This is a genomic window from Pirellulales bacterium, assembly GCA_019694435.1.
Lineage (GTDB): Bacteria > Planctomycetota > Planctomycetia > Pirellulales > JAEUIK01 > JAIBBZ01.
Map to the genome: position 1 here is coordinate 50,217 of JAIBBZ010000014.1, position 17,939 is coordinate 68,155.

Here is a 17,939-nt window from a genome sequence, read left to right on the forward strand (position 1 = left end):
GATCAAAGGTTCCGTCGCTCGTGGTCCGCGGTTTATCCCCGAGGGCAAAAGGTTTGCCAACGGCATCCGAATATACGCATGCTATAGGACAGCCGAATCGTTACGCCGCGGGGTGAAACTTGGCCGTTGCCAGCGAAACTGCCGAGGGGCTGCAAACCGTCGAGCCGCACGCCGGCGGCCAGCGCGGTCGCTTGCCGGGTGCGGAGAGTGCGGCCACGCTGCGCCGCGGGCGGAAGATTTTTGCGCGTCTGCTGTACGCCTTTGTTAACGGAACGTCGACGCTGGTCACGGGGTTGTTCGGCGCCGCTTGCCTGATCTTGGGGTTGGCACTCCTGGCCGCGACACCCGTGTTGCAGTTCGCGGCCCTGGGTTATTTGCTCGAAGCGAGCGGGCGCATCGTGCGTACGGGAAGCTTCGCGGCGGGTTGGATCGGAGTGCGCCGAGCGGCGCATCTGGGCGGCTGGCTGCTGGGCACCGCGGTGGTGCTCGCGCCGCTGTGGTTGCTGCGCTCGCTGGCTGACTCGGCCCAATTGATCGATCCGGGTGGGACGACGGCGCACCGCTGGCAAGGGGTCGTCACGGTCGTCGCCGTGTTGACTGCCTATCACCTGGTTACTGCCTGGGCGCGTGGCGGACGCTTGCGCCACTTCCTCGTGCCCGTCGTTCGCCCCAGGCGCGTCTGGCGGGCACTCCGAACGCCGGGTGCGTACGGCAGCGCCCGCGACCGCGTTTGGGATTTCTTGAGCGGTCTGCGGCTGCCTTACTATTGGTGGCTCGGGCTGCGCGGTTTCCTCGGCGCGCTCGCGTGGCTCGTCGTTCCGACGACCCTCTTGGCGCTCGGACAGCAGTCGGTGTTTCTGGGATATGCCGGAGCATTCGCGCTGGCTTGGGTCGCCATCTGGCTGCCGCTGGCCCAAGCGCATTTCGCTGCCAAGAACCGGCTACGGGCCATGTTCGCTCTCGGCGAGCTGCGCACGCGGGCCCGGCATGCTCCCTGGTTGGCGGCCTTGGCCACGATCGCGACGCTGGTGCTCGCGGTGCCGTTGTACCTGCTCAAGATCGAACTCGTACCGCGCGAAGCGGCCTGGCTGCCGAGTTTGGCGTTTGTCGTGTTCATGTGGCCTGCGCACATGCTGGCCGGATGGGCCTGGGCCAGCGCCGTTCGCCGACCGCGCCAGCGCTGGGCCATCGTTCGGTGGCCGGCGCGGGCCCTGCTTGTGCCGGTGGCCTTGGCTTACGTCGGCATCGTTTGGTTCAGCCAGTTCACCGCCTGGTATGGCGTAGGCAGCCTTTACGAACAGCACGCGTTCTTGTTGCCCGTGCCGTTCTTGAATCTGGGCGAGTAGCTGCCCGGCCTTGGACGCGGAGCGCCAGACGTTCTACGATACGAGGGAGAGGCGTTGCCCCCGGCCAATCGCCGCCGGTGGGCCGACGTTGCCTTGGCTTTCGCAGTTTGCCCATGCCGCGTCGCCAGATTTACTTGATCGTTTGGGTGACCATTGGGTCGCTGATCTGCTTTCAACGGGCCAACGGCCGCTACTTGCCGTTTGCCGACCGATTCGTCGAGGTCCTGGGCTACGTCGACCGCGAATTTGTCTCGCCTGTCACGCCCGAGGAATTGCTCTCCGGCGCCCTGGAAGGCATGGTCGGACAGTTGGACGACTACTCGGGCTACATCGGGCCCGAGGAATTCCAGGAAATGGAGGAAAGCCTCAACCAGGAGTTCGGCGGGATTGGGATCCAGGTCGCCGCCGACCAGGTCGACGGACGGCTGACGGTGCTCAGCCCCCTGGTCGGCACGCCGGCGTATGAGGCGGGCATTATCGCCGGCGACGTGATCGTGGCCATCAACGGCGAATCGACCGCCGCGCTCTCGATGGACGATGCCGTGTTACGATTGCGCGGGGCGCCGGGCACCGAGGTCAAGGTAGCCGTCGAACGTGCGGGCGAGGAAGAGCCGCGCGAATTCAAGCTGGTGCGCGAAAACATCGTGGTCGATACCGTCCTCGGCGACACCTACGATGCCGACGACCATTGGAATTTCTTCCTGCCAGGCGACGAGCGGATCGCCTACATCCGCATCACTTCGTTCGGTCAACGGACGGCCGATGAGCTGGAAACCGTGATCGGCGAACTGTCACGGGCCGGCATGCGGGGATTGGTGCTCGACCTGCGCAACAACCCCGGCGGATTGCTCGATGTGGCCATCGACGTGTGCGACTTGTTCATCGAGTCCGGTACGATCGTCAGTACCCGCGAGCGCAACGGCGGCGGCGAGACGTGGGAGGCGCAGCGCGACGGAACCTATTCAGGCTTTCCGATCGTCGTGCTGGTCAACCACTTCAGCGCCAGCGCCAGCGAAATCGTAGCGGCGTGCCTGCAGGACCACGGTCGCGCGGCCGTGGTCGGCGAACGCACCTGGGGCAAAGGCAGCGTGCAAAGCGTCGTCGAACTCGACGATCGGCGCAGCGCCGTCAAGCTGACCGTGGCCACGTATTGGCGCCCCAGCGGCAAGAATATCCACAAGGGGCGCAATGCCAAGGACACCGACAGCTGGGGCGTGATGCCCAGCCCGGGGCTCGAAGTGAAGCTGTCGGACGACGAGGCGGAAAAACTCTTTCTCGCCCGCCGCAATCGCGACGTGATCGGAAAAGGCACCGCGGCACCGCCGATTGACGATCGCCAGCTCCAGCGGGCCCTGGAGTATTTGCGCGAACAACTGCAATCGACGAAAACGGCCAGCCGCTCCTGATGCCCGTTGCGCGGTACCTTGCGCCCGAACGCTGCTGCTACGAATTTGGCACCAGGAAGCTCAGATGGTGCGCGGCGTGGATCAGCGCCAGGTCGTTCCATTGAGCCTTGGTCATCGGGCCGAAGAACGGGTGAGGCTGGGTCGGCGTAGAGAAACGCTCGAAGGCCGCGACGTCCGCCCGAAAGCGGTCGACCGCCTGTGATTCGTCGTGCGTCGGTCCCGGCAACCACCAGTCGGGCACTTTGATGCCCGACTTCATCCGTCGCTGGCGCAAAATCCGCGGCAGCAGCATGGGTCCGAAGATCTTGCGAATGATCCAGGGGCCCTGGTGCTCGGTCCCCTGCATGGCGGTGCGCAAGCCTTCGCCGACATGATCGAGGATCTGCGACAGATCCCAATTGCCGGTGCGTTGATAGCCTGCGCTGCGCAGGTGATCGACGTCGGCCAGCACCTCGGGCCATTGCTGGAAGTCGAGCCTGCGCCGCGCGAGCAAGGTCGCCGTCATGCGATTCTCCGGTCGTCGGGTTCAGCGTCAGCTTATGGCCGCTACTCCATCCTAGGCCTACATGTCGGGCCCGGAAAGACTCTTGAGGAACTCGATCACCGCGCGGCGCTCGTCGGGCGTCAGATGGTCGCCGAAAGTGTGGCCGCCGTTGCCATGGCCATATGCCTGGGTGTCGTACGAGGCGGCATGATCGATCGTGGCAGTCGCATTGGCAGGTTTGCCCGCGGCAGCCGCGGCGCTCGTCTCGAACTCGGAGCGCGCGACCACCCGGTGCGACATTCCCACCTGCGCCAGGTCATAGGCGCCCGGGTCGCGATGATCGCGGGCCCAGATTTCCGGCCGTTCGGCCGAGTTCAACACGGCCGTGATCGTGGGCACGGCGCCGTTATGGAAATACGGCGCCGAGGCCCAAATGCCCACGAGCGGTGGTGCGACGTAGCCCGGCTTGTCGGGGACGGTCGCATGCGGAACTAGCTCAGGCGTACCCTGCGCCGTGAAATAGACTTCGAGCTTGTTGATATGCTCGGCGACCGGACGCAACTGTTGCAAGACGTTGTTATAAGACGGATCGGTCTTCACGTTGCGCAGCACATGCGAGTAGTCGTAGTCGACGTTCCAGGAGCCGGGAACCCCCAGATCGTCGTGGCCGGCTTTCTTCGTGTAGTTGCCGTGGCAAGTCTTGCAAGCGGTGAAGCCCGTCGGATCGGCGGGACGCGTGCGGCCATGAAACAAGTCGGCCCCGCGTTGGACGAGATCGGCCTCGAGCGCGCCGGGATACAACGGCGATTGCGTCTCGCGGGCAAAAGCCAACGCACGGGCCACGATCTGCACGTGTTCGGCACGGTGTTCGTTCATCTGCGGATGCGGCACCGTAAAGTTGACCGAGAAATTGGCGGCGCTGTGACTGCCGCCGTCGGCATACCAGTAGTTGAGCCGCTTGTACTTCATCAGCCACCACGGCATCGGATCGACGGGGGCCAGCGGCAAAGACTCGAGCAACAACTGCAACTCGGTCTTTTGCTGTGCCACGACCATGCCCTTGTTGGCCGGATCCTCCAGGCCCGCGCCCATCTGCCAGACGGCATAGGGGCCGAAGTTGTCGCCGCGCGCATGAATCTCCGAATCGCGCGGATCGGAGCGACCAACGTGATTGTTGCCCAAGCCGGCCACGACGGTTCCTTGCACCACGCCGGCGTGACAAGCAAAGCAGTTCAGATTGACGAGTTGCTTGCCGTCGCGCTCAAAAACGCTGTAGCCCAGGCCGAACCCGGGGGCCGCTCCCGAGTGGCGATCGGGCGGCGAGGGAAACTGGCCGGCGGCGTAGAACTGGGCCTCGGGCGAACCAGGCTTGTAACCGGTCTCTTTCGGTGCTGGCGCCATCGCCGCCAGGAACAACCTCACGGCCGGTACGGGAACACCAATCTGGAAGCAGTTCCCTGCCAGGATTTCCTGCAAACCCGCTTCTGCTTCGGCCGAGTAGTGGCCGTCCTCGAAGCCGAAGTATTTCAGCGGCTGTGCGGCCCGCGATGCAGCGGGGGACACGAACAGCAGGCTGCCGAGAGCGCACCCGGCAAGTAAGTGGAGCCGCGCCGAGCACAGATATCGCTGGGACGCCATGGATAGGACCCTCCTCGACAGCCGAGTCATGGACGACGACCTAACGGCGGACTCATAGTAACGCGCCAGGAAGGTGCGATTCCTGAGCCGTAGGTGGTTTTTCCCCGGTGGCAATGCGTATTGTCGTGGGACGCGGCGACGGGGACCACAGGCGCCCCCTGGCGCAAGGTTCGCTCTTGCCGATTCCCGCGAGTGCCCCCAATTTCGCGATGATTTGCCCCCTGGGACGCCTGTTTGCGGTGCTGGCAGCCTGGCCTGCGCCCGCCCGTTTGTCGCTTTCGCCATAGACCGCTCCGCCGCGGATCCCGCCGCCGGCGAGCAGCCCGCTGTAGCAAAACGGCCAATGGTCGCGGCCGGCATTGCCGCGCGTAATCTGCGGGCGCCGGCCGAATTCGCCCACCCACGCGACGAGCGTTTCGTCGAGCAGGCCCCGGTCTTCCAAATCGGTCAGCAGGGCGGCAAGCGCCTGATCGGCCGGCGGGATCAGGTCGTGCTTCAAGCGATTGAAGTTGTTGCCGTGGGTATCCCAGAAGTTCTGGCCGTCGTTGTGCCAGTTGACCGACACCAGCGGCACCCCATGCTCGACCAGGCGCCGCGCGAGCAGCACGCACTGGCCGTGCAAGTTGCGGCCATAGCGGTCGCGGACCCTGCTCGCGCTGCCCGTCGTGTCAGGACATTTTGCCAGAGCGAGGTGGTGGAAAGACTAAACATATCGGGCCACACAGCCGTGCAGATTACCGTCACACTGCCCCTCAACATTTAACGACGCCGATACAGCATTACCCAATGGTATTACATATTTCCGTCGACTATGCTACCGCGGCTCCACAACAACTCGTTGCTTTGGTTGAGAGCGTCTCGCAACAACACTCGATTTGAGCGTTCGCGCAGAGGGTGGCCATGCGATCTTTCCGCGACATCGTGACGGTCGGGCCGATGACGGCCGTTGTCCTGGCGATGCTCATGATCTCAAGCGACTCACCCCAAGATGAGCACGCATCGCCAACACCGTCTCAATCATCGCCGCCCGAGCCGCAAGTTACGCAAGCGGCGCCTTGGTGTGATCCAGCGATTGATTTGTTGTACGACTACCTCGGCGTCGAGGAGGTGTGCCGCCAATACTCCTGGCGTGAAGCGTCCAAGGCGGCAAGCATTCAGCATTACACGCTCGATTGCATGATCGCCACCGTGCCGGATGCCGAAGCCGCGGCCGGACATCTACGCGATGCCGTGGTGGAAGGCATCATGCGCGGGTTCGAGGTCTACGGGTACCGGCCGAACCGCATTTACACGGCGCCGATCAATCCGCCCTCCGACTCCCAAAAAGACGCATCCACAACCTCGGAGCCCAGCGTGGTGCTGTTGCGGAGTCAGACAGATTCTAGATCTAATATCAATGCACTTCGCAGGCACTTGACAATCTTGTTCCTGGTGCCCGAATCACCAATCCGAGGGATCTCACGACCAATACTCCGGGCGGCACTAAGCAACTACGCGGAGATCATTTCCACGCGCTACGTCAACGGCGAGCCGTATGAAATCAATAATTTTCATCTACGGCTCTTGGGACCGACGTTTTCAGGCTCTGCCCTGTCCTTGATCGACGAGCTCAACGACTGGCAAGAGAAACACGGCCACCTCATCCATGTCGTAACGGGAACAGCCACCTCGATTCCGCCCGCGGAATTCTCGCGGCCAAATCTCAAATTTGTCGCCATGCGAGTTGCCCAAACCGAGCTCATGCGTGTACTCGCAACGCACCTTCGTAGCTGCCACATCACGCGTCCGAGTGTTCTCCTCTTGACCGAATCGTCCACAGGGTTCGGTGGTTTTGTTGAACGCAATCTAACGAACGGGACAGGCAATCTAACGAACAGGACAGACAAGCAAACAAACACGCTGCCCGGAGACATTGACCTCCACGTGGCTGCGTTTCCGCTGTTCCTCGGCCAGGTAAGGCCCGACCTCAACCAACGCGAGACACCATCCAATGCGATCAATCCGATCACATCGGCAAGCGACGCGTCTGCCGTGGAATTGTCGCTGGACAACGACCGGATTCCGAACGACACCCTGCCGCTCTATTCGCGACTGACCAAAGCGCGCATCGAACGGGGCCTGGCGTCGTTATTGGAGACCGTCCGACGACATTACATCCAGTACGTGGCTATTTCGGCCACCGATGTTCGAGACGTCTTGCTGCTTGCGCAATTTCTGCAACGACATTGCCCTGACGTTCAGTTGGTGCTGTTCAACAACGAAGTGCTGTTCACGCGCCCCGAGGAACAACGCTTTCTGAACGGCGCACTGACCGTCTCGACCTACAACCCACAGTACCTCAGCAGGCAACTCGGTCTGCCGTCCGAATCTCGACAGACGCTGCGCGCGTTCAGCAGTGACGACGAGATGGGGGCCTTTAATGCTTGCCTCGTACTCTTGGACAAGGACTCGACCTCAGACCCCTACGGCGTATCGGACCTACGACGCAAGCGGGCGTGGCCGGTGGGTTACGAGTTCTCCTGGGCAGGGCCCTGCGCCAATCGTCAATTGCCGCACGTTTGGATCTCATCGGTTGGCCGGCGCGCCATCTGGCCGGTGGCTCGCTACACCATCAACCGCGCTGCACTGGATACGCAACCGACCAATCCATCCGTGTCGGCGCGTGAGGGAGCCGATCTGGCGACTTATTGGTCTCCCCAGAAACAGGACATCAAGGTCGCGGGACGCCGCAAGTACTTTCAGCGCAGCCTGATCCTGACGGTGATCCTGGCACTCGCCGCCTGGCAACTATTGACTCTGAAGGTGTCGCGCGATCCGGTGCAGCAGCAAATCCAAAAGATTCGAATCGCCGGCACCCAGATGACGATCCCGCCACCGCATGGCCGGCGATTCCTTCGGCTCCGAATTTGGTGCTTGTCGAGCGTGTTCTTTGCTTCGCTCCTGGCAATGCTTCAGATTCTCGTTTGGCCCGAACATATAACTGTCGCGGAGCAACTTCCCTGGTGGCCATTCTTGAGTGTGTTGGAGTTATGCATTTTCCTGGTCCCGTTCTTGATCTGGAAGGCAAGCCCGCTCTTACACGGCGAGATCGAGGGACGCAGACTGGCCATTGGTGTGGGATTCTTTGGTCTATTGATCGGTTGCTGCAAGTGCGCCGTTGTCTATGCAGAAAAGCCCACATTTGATTGGACCATCCTGCCGCAATTCGCCGCAGAACCCATCATTGCCGTCATGCTCGTGGGGATGGCCGGACTGCTGGTGCAGACGGGCAACGCCTTCTGGGACGAGCGCCGAGCCTTCAAGTTGGTTTACAGCGTGCCGATGGCATTGTGCGCTGTGCTGTCTCTCGCTGCGATCGTACTGGCAATTTCAGGGTGCCTGCTCCAGCTCGCCGTGTTATCCGGCACATTCACCTGGTCGGATGCAACCTTGGAGCGCGTGGGCGAATTGATGAGCGGCGTCTCGCCCCTCACGCTCTTGCTGCTGTTGATCGGAGCGGTCAACGTTGGCGTGGGCACGGCCCTCATCGTCATCGATCGTTGGTCAAGCCTGCGTTTGACGAAAGCATGCGGATCTTGCTTGCGTTCGAGCCCTAAAATCGTCACACGGTTCAATCGCCTGCACAACACGCATTTTCTCGGTGAATGGCAATGGCCGGAGAACACCGAGGGTCGCGCCGTGGCAATCGCCGCCATCTCGCTATTTGTCGTGGGGGTCTTGAATCTCTCCCGGGCCGCTTGGCCGCTGGAAAAATTCTGGCTGGCCGTGCTCATCATCCTCGCACAAGTGGGTGCACTCGGGATCATGTTTTTGCAGGCATTTGAATTCTCGCAAACTGCGTATCGGCTCAGACACGCACTTCGGGCGCTCGATCAGCATCCAATCGTCGCAGCCTTTCAGCGACTGCCAAAGGGCCTACGCGTCATCCTGGCCTCACAGCTTTCCTCCACGGGAAGGCGTATCTCCTCGCGATTCCGTGAGCAATTGCAAGGTCTTGTAGCCGGCTTGGATCAGGCAAACCTCGAGACACTACTGTTGCTGTCGTGGGAATCGCGGGAACGCGAGGTGCTGGCATCGGCCACACCTCCCAAAGCCAATGATCCCGCGGCCAAAAAAACTTGTACGGGAGAGAATTCCGTTGTCGCGTACGAAACGCTGTTGGCATACGACATCGCCGATGTGATCCGGGATGCGTTCTCGCGATTAGGCCAGCGCTGGCGCGCATTCGTCGCGATGAGCATCTTGTTCGTGGCCTCGCAAAACGTGTACCCCGTGCAGCCGGAATACTCGGTGCGGATCTTCAATTGGCTGATTGTCGCGGCGATGATGGGTCTCGTCCTATATTGGATTGCTCGCTTCAATCAAGACGCCTTCTTGAGCCAGCTCGCGAATACCACACCGGGACAACTGACCTTCGGGCGTGATCTTCTCAGCAGCGTGACCGTCAACGCACTGTTACCGCTACTAGCGTTGCTCGCCGTGCAGTATCCCGAGTTCTTCGGGCAATGGTTGCAGCAGGCCCAGCCGGTCATCGAGCGGCTCTTCAAATAGCACCTGCAATGCAATCGCAGGGGACCAACGCCTGCCAGAGTCGCGCGGTACGGCACCATTGCAACCGGCGTGGAGAATCCCGGGCTAACCGAACAGTTCGGCGATGGGTTGGCCCTGGCTGATCCGCACGGGGCGATCGGTCGGGTCGAAGTAGACGCCGTGCGGGTCGATGCCCAGGGCCTGGTACATCGTGGCCGCGTAGTCGAGCGGGGTGACGGGATTGCGGGCCGGCCGGGCCGCCTGTTTGTCGCTTTCGCCATAGACCGCGCCGCCGCGGATCCCGCCGCCGGCGAGCAGCCCGCTGTAGCAAAACGGCCAATGATCGCGGCCGGCATTGCCGCGCGTAATCTGCGGGCGCCGACCAAATTCGCCCACCCACGCGACGAGCGTTTCGTCGAGCAGGCCCCGCTCTTCCAAATCGGTCAGCAGGGCGGCCAGCGCCTGATCGGCCGGCGGGATCAGGTCGTGCTTCAAGCGATTGAAGTTGTTGCCGTGGGTATCCCAGAAATTCTGGCCGTCGTTGTGCCAGTTGACCGACACGAGCGGCACGCCATGCTCGACCAAGCGCCGCGCGAGCAGCACGCACTGACCGTGCAGGTTGCGGCCATAACGGTCGCGGACTGCTTCCGGCTCGCGAGTCAGATCGAACGCCCGCCGCGCTTCGTCGGCCGCCAGCAACCCAAAGGCTTTCGATTGCAGCGCGCCGACTCCGCCAACCTGGTCGGAGTTTTCAACCAGCCGGGCCTGCTCGTCGATCTGCTGCAATAGGTCTTGGCGGTGATGCAGTCGCTCGACCGACAGGCCGTCGAGCAGCGACAGCTCGCTCACCTGCCAGGCCGCCTGGTTCGGATCGCCGGTCACGAGGAACGGGTCGTAGGCCTCGCCCAAGAGGCCGGCCGATTGACCGGGGGCCTGGCCGCCCGGCGCCGCGGGGTGATACGCCTTCCAAGGCAGCGTGACGAACGGCGGCAGCGTCCCGGCGGAGGGCCGCAATCGAGCCATCACGGAGCCAATGTGCGGGTTGTCACGCGGGCTGGGGGGCTCGGCATCGCTGTTCCGTATACGCGCCCAATTGCCGGTCAGCGTCGCGTGACCACTCGACAGGTGGGCCGGGTCGGTGTGCGTAAGCGAACGGACGATCGCCAGGCGGTCGACCAACGGCGCCAGTTGCCGGAAGTGTTCGCAAATTTGCACCCCCGGCACGCTGGTCGAGATGGGCTGAAACTCGCCGCGAACCTCGGCCGGGGCATCCGGCTTGGGATCGAACGTGTCGAGCTGGCTGGGCCCACCCCACATGAACAGAAAGATGCACGCCTTGGCCCGCGGCTGCGGCAACAGGGGCGACTCGGCGGCCTGGGCTCGCAACGACCAGAGGCGTGGTAAGTCGAGCCCCAGCACCCCCAGCGAACCGGCCGCGAGCAGTTGCCGCCGCGACAGCCGCCACGCCTGGCGAAAGCCGGCGCAGGGGCGTCCTTGGTCGTCGCGGCGCTGACTCATGGCGGGGAACTCTGGGCGGGACGTTGAACGCATCAACGGGCGTTGATTCTAAGTCGATTTCCGCGCGTCGGCAACGCAGAACTCGGCGAGCAACGGCCAGGACGGCCGCCGCGCAACTGTCCACCAGCGAAGTGGTTGAGAGCAAACCCGCGTTTCCAGCCGGATGCTGGACCGGTCGACCAGCGGAAGGCTACGATACACGCTGGACAGGCGGAACGGGGATATTTGAGCGCATGTCGATCGAAGTACGCAGCCTGGTGGCCGAGCTGGAGACCAATATCCGGCAGGTCGTGCTGGGCAAGCCGGAAGTCGTGCAGCTTTGCGTGGTGGCGCTGCTGGCGGGCGAGCACGTCCTGCTGGAAGACGTGCCCGGCGTGGGCAAGACGCTGGTAGGCAAGGCCCTGGCCAAGAGCGTGGGGGGGCGGTTCTGCCGGATTCAATTCACGCCCGACCTGCTACCCAGCGACATCGTCGGCAATAGCGTCTTCAATACCAAGACGAGCGAGTTCACGTTTCACCCCGGCCCGATATTCGCCAACGTCATCCTGGCCGACGAGATCAACCGGACCACTCCCCGGACCCAGAGCGCGCTGCTGGAGGCGATGAGCGACGGGCAGGTCTCGCTCGACGGCAAGACCCACCTGCTGCCGCGGCCGTTCATGGTCATCGCCACGCAAAACCCCTTCGAGTTCGAAGGTACCTATCCGCTGCCGGAGAGCCAGTTGGACCGTTTCTTGCTCCGCACGCGGATCGGGTACCCGCAACGATCCGACGAATTGCAGGTGCTCAACAGCCATCGCGAGCACGAGCCGGTCGAGGAATTGCGGCCCGTCGTCGATACGGCGCAGGTCACCGCGCTGCAGCAAGCCGCCCGGCGCGTCACGGTCGAAGAAACGGTCCAGGAATACCTGCTCGATATCGTCGAGGCGACGCGCAACAGCGACGAGCTGCACGTCGGTGTGAGCACGCGCGGCGCGTTGGCGCTGCACCGCGCGTCGCAGGCCTTGGCGCTGGCCGAGGGGCGCGAATTCGTCGTGCCGGACGACATCAAACGCCTGGCCGTGCCGGTGCTGGCGCACCGGGTGATCGGCAAGGGGTACCTGCATGGCGGCCAGCGCGAGGTGATCGAAGCGATCGTCAAGCGGCTGGTCGACGAAGTGCCGGTCCCGCGCTAGGTACCCGGCACACGGCAACTCAAACGCGAGACCGCAATCCAAGCCATGGCTCGTCGCCGCACGCTGCGCATCACGCTGGCCGGGGTCTATTATCTCGTCGTGCTGGCTTTTTTGCTGACCGGCGCGGTGCTCCGCGAGATCAACCTGCTCGTGGCGCTGTTCAGCCTGTTGGCGGCACCCCTGTTGCTCGGACTTTGGCAAGTCGTCTCGACGTTGCGACGGTTGGAGGTCGAACGGCAGTTGCCCGCGCAGATTGCCGCTGGCCAGTTGCTCGTGGTCGACCTGCAATTGCGCAACCACAAGCGCTGGCGGAGCAGTTGGGCGGTTACGGCCGTCGACCAGATTCAACGCGAGGATGGCGAAACTTTCGGGGAGTCGGCCAGCAGGTCGGCCAGCGTTTTTGCCCCCTGCATCAAGGCCGGTGGCACCGTCCGCCGCAGTTACGAGGGGCGGCTCGGGCAACGCGGCCGCTATCGCTTTGGCCCGCTGCAGGTAGGCAGTCGCTTTCCTTGGGGATTGTGGTACGCCGCGCGTCGGCACGACTCGTTCGACACATTGCTGGTGGTCCCGCGCACCGGCCGATTGACGGCCCGGTGGCGCAACGTGCATCAGCAAACCGCCCAGGGAAGCCGCGAAGTCCGCGGCCGGCAGGGCCTCGTCGAAGGCGACTTTCACGGCCTCCGCGAGTGGCGATCGGGCGACAGTCAGCGCTGGATTCACTGGCGCACGACGGCCCGGGCAGGCGCGGTCATGGTACGGCAGTTCGAGCAACAGCGCAACGAAGACCTCGCCGTGATTCTCGATCTGTGGGAGCCCGTGGCACCCACGCCTGAACAGCGCGAAAACGTCGAGCTCGCGGTAAGCTTTGTCGCCACGATCGTGGCCGATCTCTGTCGCCGCGGCGGCAGCCACCTCGTGCTGGCCGTGACCGGGCAGCCGCTGCACGATGCCACGGGGCCTGCATCGATGGGGCTCTTGAGCGACGTGATGGAGCACCTGGCCCTGGCCAGCAGCGATGTCTGCGATCGGTTGCCGCCGACGCTGCCCCGCGTGTTGCGCGAAGTTCGCCCGGGCACACAGGTGGTGCTGGTCAGCACGCGTGCAGTCGATTTGACCGATACCGATCGGTTCGTCGAGCTGTGGCAAGACCCTCGTCTGCGGCGGTGGGTCAATCGTGTCGCGTGCTTCGACACGAGCAACCCGGAGTTGAGTAGCTACTACCAAGTTGATTGAGCGGGCGCGATCCGCGGCGCGCAGGTGGGCGATCGTGAAAGTCGAACGGACACTTCAGATCGGCATGGCGGCGCTGGCGGCGCTGGGTACGCTGATGCTGGGTATGGGCGAGCGCAATTCCACGCTGCCCGTGCTGGCCGTGATCGTCTCGGCGAGCAGCGTCTACCTCACGGACGTCCGCGGCTGGCTGAATCTGCGTGGCAGGTTGGGCGACCTGCTGGGACTCGCGGCGCTGCTGTATACGGCCTGGGAACTGTTCCACGCGGCGGCCGAGGCACAACTACTGGCCGTCGCGAACTTGATGGTCTATTTGCAGTTCATCCTGCAGTACCAGCAGAAATCCGTGCGCACTTATTGGCTCTTGGCCCTGATCAGCTTGATGCAGGCCGCGGTATCGACCGCGTTGAACCTGGAGCTGCGCTACGGCGTGTTGCTAGTGGCCTATGCCTTCGTCGGCATGACCACGATTGCCTTGTTGGTGGTCCACCGCGAACGGCTGCGTTTCGAGAGCGGACGGCTCGCGCCGCTGGCCGCCGCGCAGGCGCGCATCGTTCCCCCTCGACGCTGGCCCCTGGCCGATTTGCAGCCTGTGTTCGGATCGCGGCTCGTTGGCGATGCGACCGCCGAGACCATCGACTGGCGTTTCTTCTGGCATCTGTCGCGGATGGGACTCCTGTCGCTCCTGGCGGGCGCGGCGTTGTTCTTGTGCATCCCGCGCCAGGGACGCACGGAATGGCGGCCCCAGGCCGGATTTGAGCAGCACGAAACGGGCTTTACCGAACGCGTAGAACTCGGTTCGCTCGGCGAGATCATCGAGAGCCCTGCCAGCGTGATGCGGGTGCGCTTCACCCACTACCCTTCGCAAGAAGTCTACCAAATTCACGACGAGCTGCTGCTACGCGGCGTGCTGCTCAATTACTACCAAGACGGCTCGTGGCAGTTGGAACAGACCACCGATAGCGAGCGCTGGAACAATCCGTCGCTGGGCCGCGAGCTGGTGCAACAAGAAATCACGCTCGAACCGTCCGAGACGGAGGTTGCGTTCAGCGTTTATCCGATCGCTGAGATCATCGACCGGGACCTGATCGAATTCGACCGCTCCAACCGGCGGTTGATTCGTACCGACAAACAGGAGCTCGGCTCGCGTGTCACGTATCGCGTGATTACCGCGGGATTGCTCGGCGGCTATCAACTGAAGTGCGTCCCGGAGCCGCAGTACCAGAACCGCTTTGAGCTGCTGCAGATGCCGACGCGCAATGGCGAAGACCCCTTGCCCGGCCTGCGCCGCATTGCCGGTGAAGTGCTGGCGGAGAGCGGTCTCACCGGCGAACAGAGCCGCTACCGCAAGTCCAAGGCCTTGGAACGCTACTTCCGGGCCTCGACCGAGTTCACCTACTCGCTCGCGCCCAAGCGCGCAAATCCGCAGCTCGATCCGATCGAGGATTTTCTGGTCAACACGCATCAGGGCCATTGCGAGTATTACGCCAGTGCCTTGGTGCTGATGTTGCGCAGCGCAGGCATACCGGCCCGAATGGTCGTGGGATACAAGGGCGGCGATTGGAACGATTTGGGCGGCTATTTGCTCGTTCGGCGGCTACATGCCCATGCTTGGGTCGAGGCCTACGTGCCCACGGGCGAGATCCCCAAGGACGTCCAGGCCGGCCAGGTGTTGGGCTCAGGTTCTTGGATCTTGCTCGACCCGACGCCCGGTGCCGGCACCGGGGAACTGACCGGCTACGCCAAGGCGTACTGGCCGCTGCTGCAGCAGATGAGCGACTACGCGCAATTCCTGTGGTCGCATTACGTCATGGGGATGGACGCTGACCGCCAGCAGGAGGCGATCTACCTGCCGCTGATGAATGCCTGGTCCTGGGCGATCAAAGCGGTCCAGGACCGAGGCACCTGGGAAGCGATCTATGTGGCCTGCGTGGGCTTCCCTCGAGCGCTGCGCGAAGAAATCGCCAACGGGCACTATTTCAACTGGCGGTTGATTCTCCTACTCTTCGTCGCGCCGATCTTGTTGATCGTCGGCGCGTGGCTGGGACGCAAGGCGCTGCGCCGCGCGCAGCATTGGTGGCGGCGCGCGGCATTGGCCGTACGGCGCGACGATCGTGTCGCCGTCGACTTCTACCGGCGGCTGGAACAATTGCTCGCGCGGTACCGCTGGGAACGCTCGCCGGCGGAAACTCAACGCGAATTCGCGCTGCAGGTCGGCCGTCAACTCGATGCCGCAGGCCTGGCCAGCGACATCGCGCGGGTGCCACGGCAGGTGGCCGAGACGTTCTACCGCGTGCGATTCGGCCAACGGTCGCTAGACAGGATCGAAGTCGAAGCGGTAGAAAACGCCCTGGCCGAATTGGACCGCGCATTGGCGGCGGCCCCGCCCTTGGTGCGTTGACGATGCTCCCATGCGCCGGCGGCCCTTCCGAGAGCTCGACTGGAAGTCGTTTCCCACCCTACGGTTCGGCCGATTGAAACGGACCGTTCCCTCCTGAGATATTGAGTTGCACGGCATGAAAATTGGCCTGGTCGGTTATCAAGGCGCGGGCAAGTCGACCTTGTTTCAATGGCTGACTGGGGTGGCGCCCGACCTGGCCCTGGCCCATGTCGGGCAAAGTGCGATGGCCGCCGTGCCGGACGACCGCGTCGAACCGTTGTGCGCCATCTACAGTCCCAAGAAGATCACGCTCGCTTCGCTCGAATTGGTCGACACGCCGGGCCTGGCCCGTTCGCACGAAGGCAACGCACAACGGCTGGCCGTGCTCCGCGAGGCGGGCTGCCTGGTGCTCGTGGTGGCCGGATTTGCCGCGTCCGATCCACTGGCAGACCTGCAAACCTTCGAGGAAGACCTGCTGCTGGCCGACTTGGAGATTGTCTCGGGCAGGGTCGCGCGGCTGCGCGAATCGACGCGCAAGCCACGGCCCAACCGCGAACAGGAGCAGGCCGAGCTGGCGGCGCTCGAACCGCTGTTGGCCGAGATGGAAGCCGGCACGGCGCTGCGCGATGTGAAGCTCACCGAGGAACAGCTCCGGGCGACGCGGTCGTTTCGCCTGCTCACCGAAAAGCCCAAGTTGATCGTCGTCAACGCGGCCGACGACGACATGGATCTCGAGCGCTGGCAGGCGCGGGTCGGCGGCAGCACGCCGGTCTTCGCCGCGCGGCTAGGGCTCGAAGTGGAGCTCGCGCGGATGTCGCCCGAGGATCGGGCCGAGTTCGAGGGCGAGATGGGGCTGACCGGCTCGCGCCGCGACGATCTGTTGCGAATGATCCTCGATACGTCGGGGCACTTCCTCTACTTCACCGCCGGCGAAAAGGAAGTCCGCACGTGGATGCTGCACAAAGGCGGCACGGCGCTCGAAGCTGCCGCCAATATCCACACCGATCTGGCCCGGGGATTTATCCGTGCCGAGGTGATGACGTGTGCCGACCTGATCCGGCTGGGCAGCGAGCGCGAGATCAAGGCTCACCACCTGATCCGGCAGGAGCCCAAGGACTACGTCGTGCAGGACGGCGATATCCTGCATGTGCGGTTCAGCGTCTGACGACGGCCCCGGCAGCCTACAGCGCCTCGTAGCGCAGGGCCGGGTTCTCTTCCTGCTCGACTTCGTCAAGATTGACGACGGCCAGATAGCCGCGCTGGTAGAGATACTCGATGTGCGCACCGACTTCTTCGAGAGCCAGCAGAATATTGAAGCCGTGCACGTTCGGGTACATGGCCTTTGAGATATCGGAGACCGTGACCGGCGCCGGCGCCTCGCGGATGATGGACAGCATCCGTTCGAGTTTGCGTTCGTGGCTCGCGCGAATTTGATCGATCCGCTTGTAGACGTCGCGGATGGGCGATTCGTGGCCACCAAGCGCCAGGTCGAAGCCGCCGCGCTCGCGGACCTTGGCCAGTGCATCGAGGTAATGGCCCAGTCCGGTGTAGGCCGTGATACTCTCCGGTGCCTGGTGCGGCGTGGTTTCGGCCAGGATGTGATCGGCACTGAGCAGCACGTCGCCGATCTGGATGCACACCTGGCCGGGACAATGCCCTGGCGTGTGCAAGAAGTGCATCCCGTCGATCACCTGCCCGTCCTTGAGCGTGACGTCGACGTCAACCGAACTGGTGTGCTTCTTCGAGAAGCCGTACATCTGCATCAGGTCGCGCTGAAACTCGTCGCCTACGCCGGCCCATTGCAGAAACACCCGCAAGGCCTTGGTGGCGACGATGACGCGTTCTTCGTAGGCCGTGAGCACGCGGCGGTCGAGCTCATGAATGGCCACTTCCGGCTCGATCTCGCGCACCAGGCTCGACAGGCCGCCGAAGTGGTCGATGTGACCGTGGGTGATGATCACCCGGCGAATGTCGGTCAGCGCCAGCGCCTCGCCGAACTCCGGCTTGAGCCGTGCGATGCCGGCCCGCAGGTGATCGTTGCTGAAGCCGTAGCCGCTGCCCGTGTCGACCAGGGTCGGCACGCCGGCTTCGAGCACCACGTAGATATAGGCAATGAACTGCGGAAAGGCCTCGCACGGAATGCGGTAGATCCGCGCGCCGGTATTCGACTCGAACCGCTCCACGGGAGGCAGTTCGCTGAACGTGTTCATAGATCGCTAGGGGGAACCGGTG

Annotated in this window: 12 protein-coding genes; 7 read left to right on the forward strand and 5 right to left on the reverse strand. The window is 63.5% G+C overall.

Annotated elements, in window-relative coordinates; translation table 11 throughout:
• Window positions 1–119 precede the first annotated feature (119 nt).
• Entirely contained in the window at window positions 120–1,346 is a 1,227-nt protein-coding gene (locus K1X74_12385) for a DUF4013 domain-containing protein (GenBank protein ID MBX7167119.1), read from the forward strand.
• Window positions 1,347–1,459: 113 nt separating this feature from the next.
• The gene (locus tag K1X74_12390) at window positions 1,460–2,752 is read left to right on the forward strand and encodes a S41 family peptidase (GenBank protein MBX7167120.1); all 1,293 of its coding nucleotides are present in this window, start codon (window positions 1,460–1,462) and stop codon (window positions 2,750–2,752) included.
• A 37-nt stretch (window positions 2,753–2,789) separates the two neighbouring features.
• On the opposite strand, the gene K1X74_12395 is transcribed toward K1X74_12390, so the two are convergent.
• From K1X74_12395 to K1X74_12405, 3 genes are read right to left on the reverse strand one after another with little or no spacing between them, the layout of a single operon-like run.
• Window positions 2,790–3,257 carry a DUF1569 domain-containing protein gene (locus K1X74_12395; protein MBX7167121.1) on the reverse strand — a complete coding sequence of 156 codons (468 nt, stop codon included), beginning with the start codon at window positions 3,255–3,257 and terminating at the stop codon, window positions 2,790–2,792.
• 57 nt (window positions 3,258–3,314) lie between these two features.
• Window positions 3,315–4,874: a hypothetical protein gene (locus tag K1X74_12400; GenBank protein MBX7167122.1), complete on the reverse strand. Its 1,560-nt coding sequence runs from the start codon at window positions 4,872–4,874 to the stop codon at window positions 3,315–3,317.
• 52 nt (window positions 4,875–4,926) lie between these two features.
• Window positions 4,927–5,559 (reverse strand): DUF1501 domain-containing protein, encoded by a 633-nt coding sequence (locus K1X74_12405; GenBank protein MBX7167123.1) that lies wholly within the window; start codon window positions 5,557–5,559, stop codon window positions 4,927–4,929.
• 215 nt (window positions 5,560–5,774) lie between these two features.
• On the opposite strand from K1X74_12405, the gene K1X74_12410 reads away from it, so the two are divergent.
• Window positions 5,775–9,425 (forward strand): hypothetical protein, encoded by a 3,651-nt coding sequence (locus tag K1X74_12410; GenBank protein MBX7167124.1) that lies wholly within the window; start codon window positions 5,775–5,777, stop codon window positions 9,423–9,425.
• Window positions 9,426–9,509: 84 nt separating this feature from the next.
• Here K1X74_12410 and K1X74_12415 read toward each other — a convergent pair whose 3' ends face one another.
• Window positions 9,510–10,922, reverse strand: coding sequence for a DUF1501 domain-containing protein (locus K1X74_12415; protein ID MBX7167125.1), 1,413 nt, complete (start codon window positions 10,920–10,922; stop codon window positions 9,510–9,512).
• Between the two features lie 233 nt (window positions 10,923–11,155).
• Here K1X74_12415 and K1X74_12420 point away from each other — a divergent pair, with 233 nt between their 5' ends.
• From K1X74_12420 to K1X74_12435, 4 genes are all read left to right on the forward strand, one after another.
• Entirely contained in the window at window positions 11,156–12,097 is a 942-nt protein-coding gene (locus K1X74_12420) for a MoxR family ATPase (GenBank protein ID MBX7167126.1), read from the forward strand.
• A gap of 45 nt (window positions 12,098–12,142) precedes the next feature.
• Window positions 12,143–13,330: a DUF58 domain-containing protein gene (locus K1X74_12425; GenBank protein MBX7167127.1), complete on the forward strand. Its 1,188-nt coding sequence runs from the start codon at window positions 12,143–12,145 to the stop codon at window positions 13,328–13,330.
• 34 nt (window positions 13,331–13,364) lie between these two features.
• Complete coding sequence (locus tag K1X74_12430) at window positions 13,365–15,728, forward strand: DUF3488 and transglutaminase-like domain-containing protein (GenBank protein ID MBX7167128.1); 2,364 nt, start codon at window positions 13,365–13,367, stop codon at window positions 15,726–15,728.
• A 115-nt stretch (window positions 15,729–15,843) separates the two neighbouring features.
• Window positions 15,844–16,872: a DUF933 domain-containing protein gene (locus K1X74_12435; protein MBX7167129.1), complete on the forward strand. Its 1,029-nt coding sequence runs from the start codon at window positions 15,844–15,846 to the stop codon at window positions 16,870–16,872.
• 16 nt (window positions 16,873–16,888) lie between these two features.
• Here the strand turns inward: K1X74_12435 and K1X74_12440 are convergent, their stop codons facing one another.
• Window positions 16,889–17,917: an MBL fold metallo-hydrolase gene (locus K1X74_12440; GenBank protein MBX7167130.1), complete on the reverse strand. Its 1,029-nt coding sequence runs from the start codon at window positions 17,915–17,917 to the stop codon at window positions 16,889–16,891.
• Window positions 17,918–17,939: the final 22 nt, after the last annotated feature.

Excerpts from the sequence above, each read along its gene's own strand:
- K1X74_12390 (MBX7167120.1), top strand. The coding sequence starts at position 1,460 with ATGCCGCGTCGCCAGATTTACTTGATCGTTTGGGTGACCATTGGGTCG.
- K1X74_12400 (MBX7167122.1), bottom strand. The coding sequence starts at position 4,874 with ATGGCGTCCCAGCGATATCTGTGCTCGGCGCGGCTCCACTTACTTGCC.
- K1X74_12410 (MBX7167124.1), top strand. The coding sequence starts at position 5,775 with ATGCGATCTTTCCGCGACATCGTGACGGTCGGGCCGATGACGGCCGTT.
- K1X74_12440 (MBX7167130.1), bottom strand. The coding sequence starts at position 17,917 with ATGAACACGTTCAGCGAACTGCCTCCCGTGGAGCGGTTCGAGTCGAAT.
- K1X74_12425 (MBX7167127.1), top strand. The coding sequence starts at position 12,143 with ATGGCTCGTCGCCGCACGCTGCGCATCACGCTGGCCGGGGTCTATTAT.
- K1X74_12435 (MBX7167129.1), top strand. The coding sequence starts at position 15,844 with ATGAAAATTGGCCTGGTCGGTTATCAAGGCGCGGGCAAGTCGACCTTG.
- K1X74_12415 (MBX7167125.1), bottom strand. The coding sequence starts at position 10,922 with ATGAGTCAGCGCCGCGACGACCAAGGACGCCCCTGCGCCGGCTTTCGC.
- K1X74_12395 (MBX7167121.1), bottom strand. The coding sequence starts at position 3,257 with ATGACGGCGACCTTGCTCGCGCGGCGCAGGCTCGACTTCCAGCAATGG.
- K1X74_12420 (MBX7167126.1), top strand. The coding sequence starts at position 11,156 with ATGTCGATCGAAGTACGCAGCCTGGTGGCCGAGCTGGAGACCAATATC.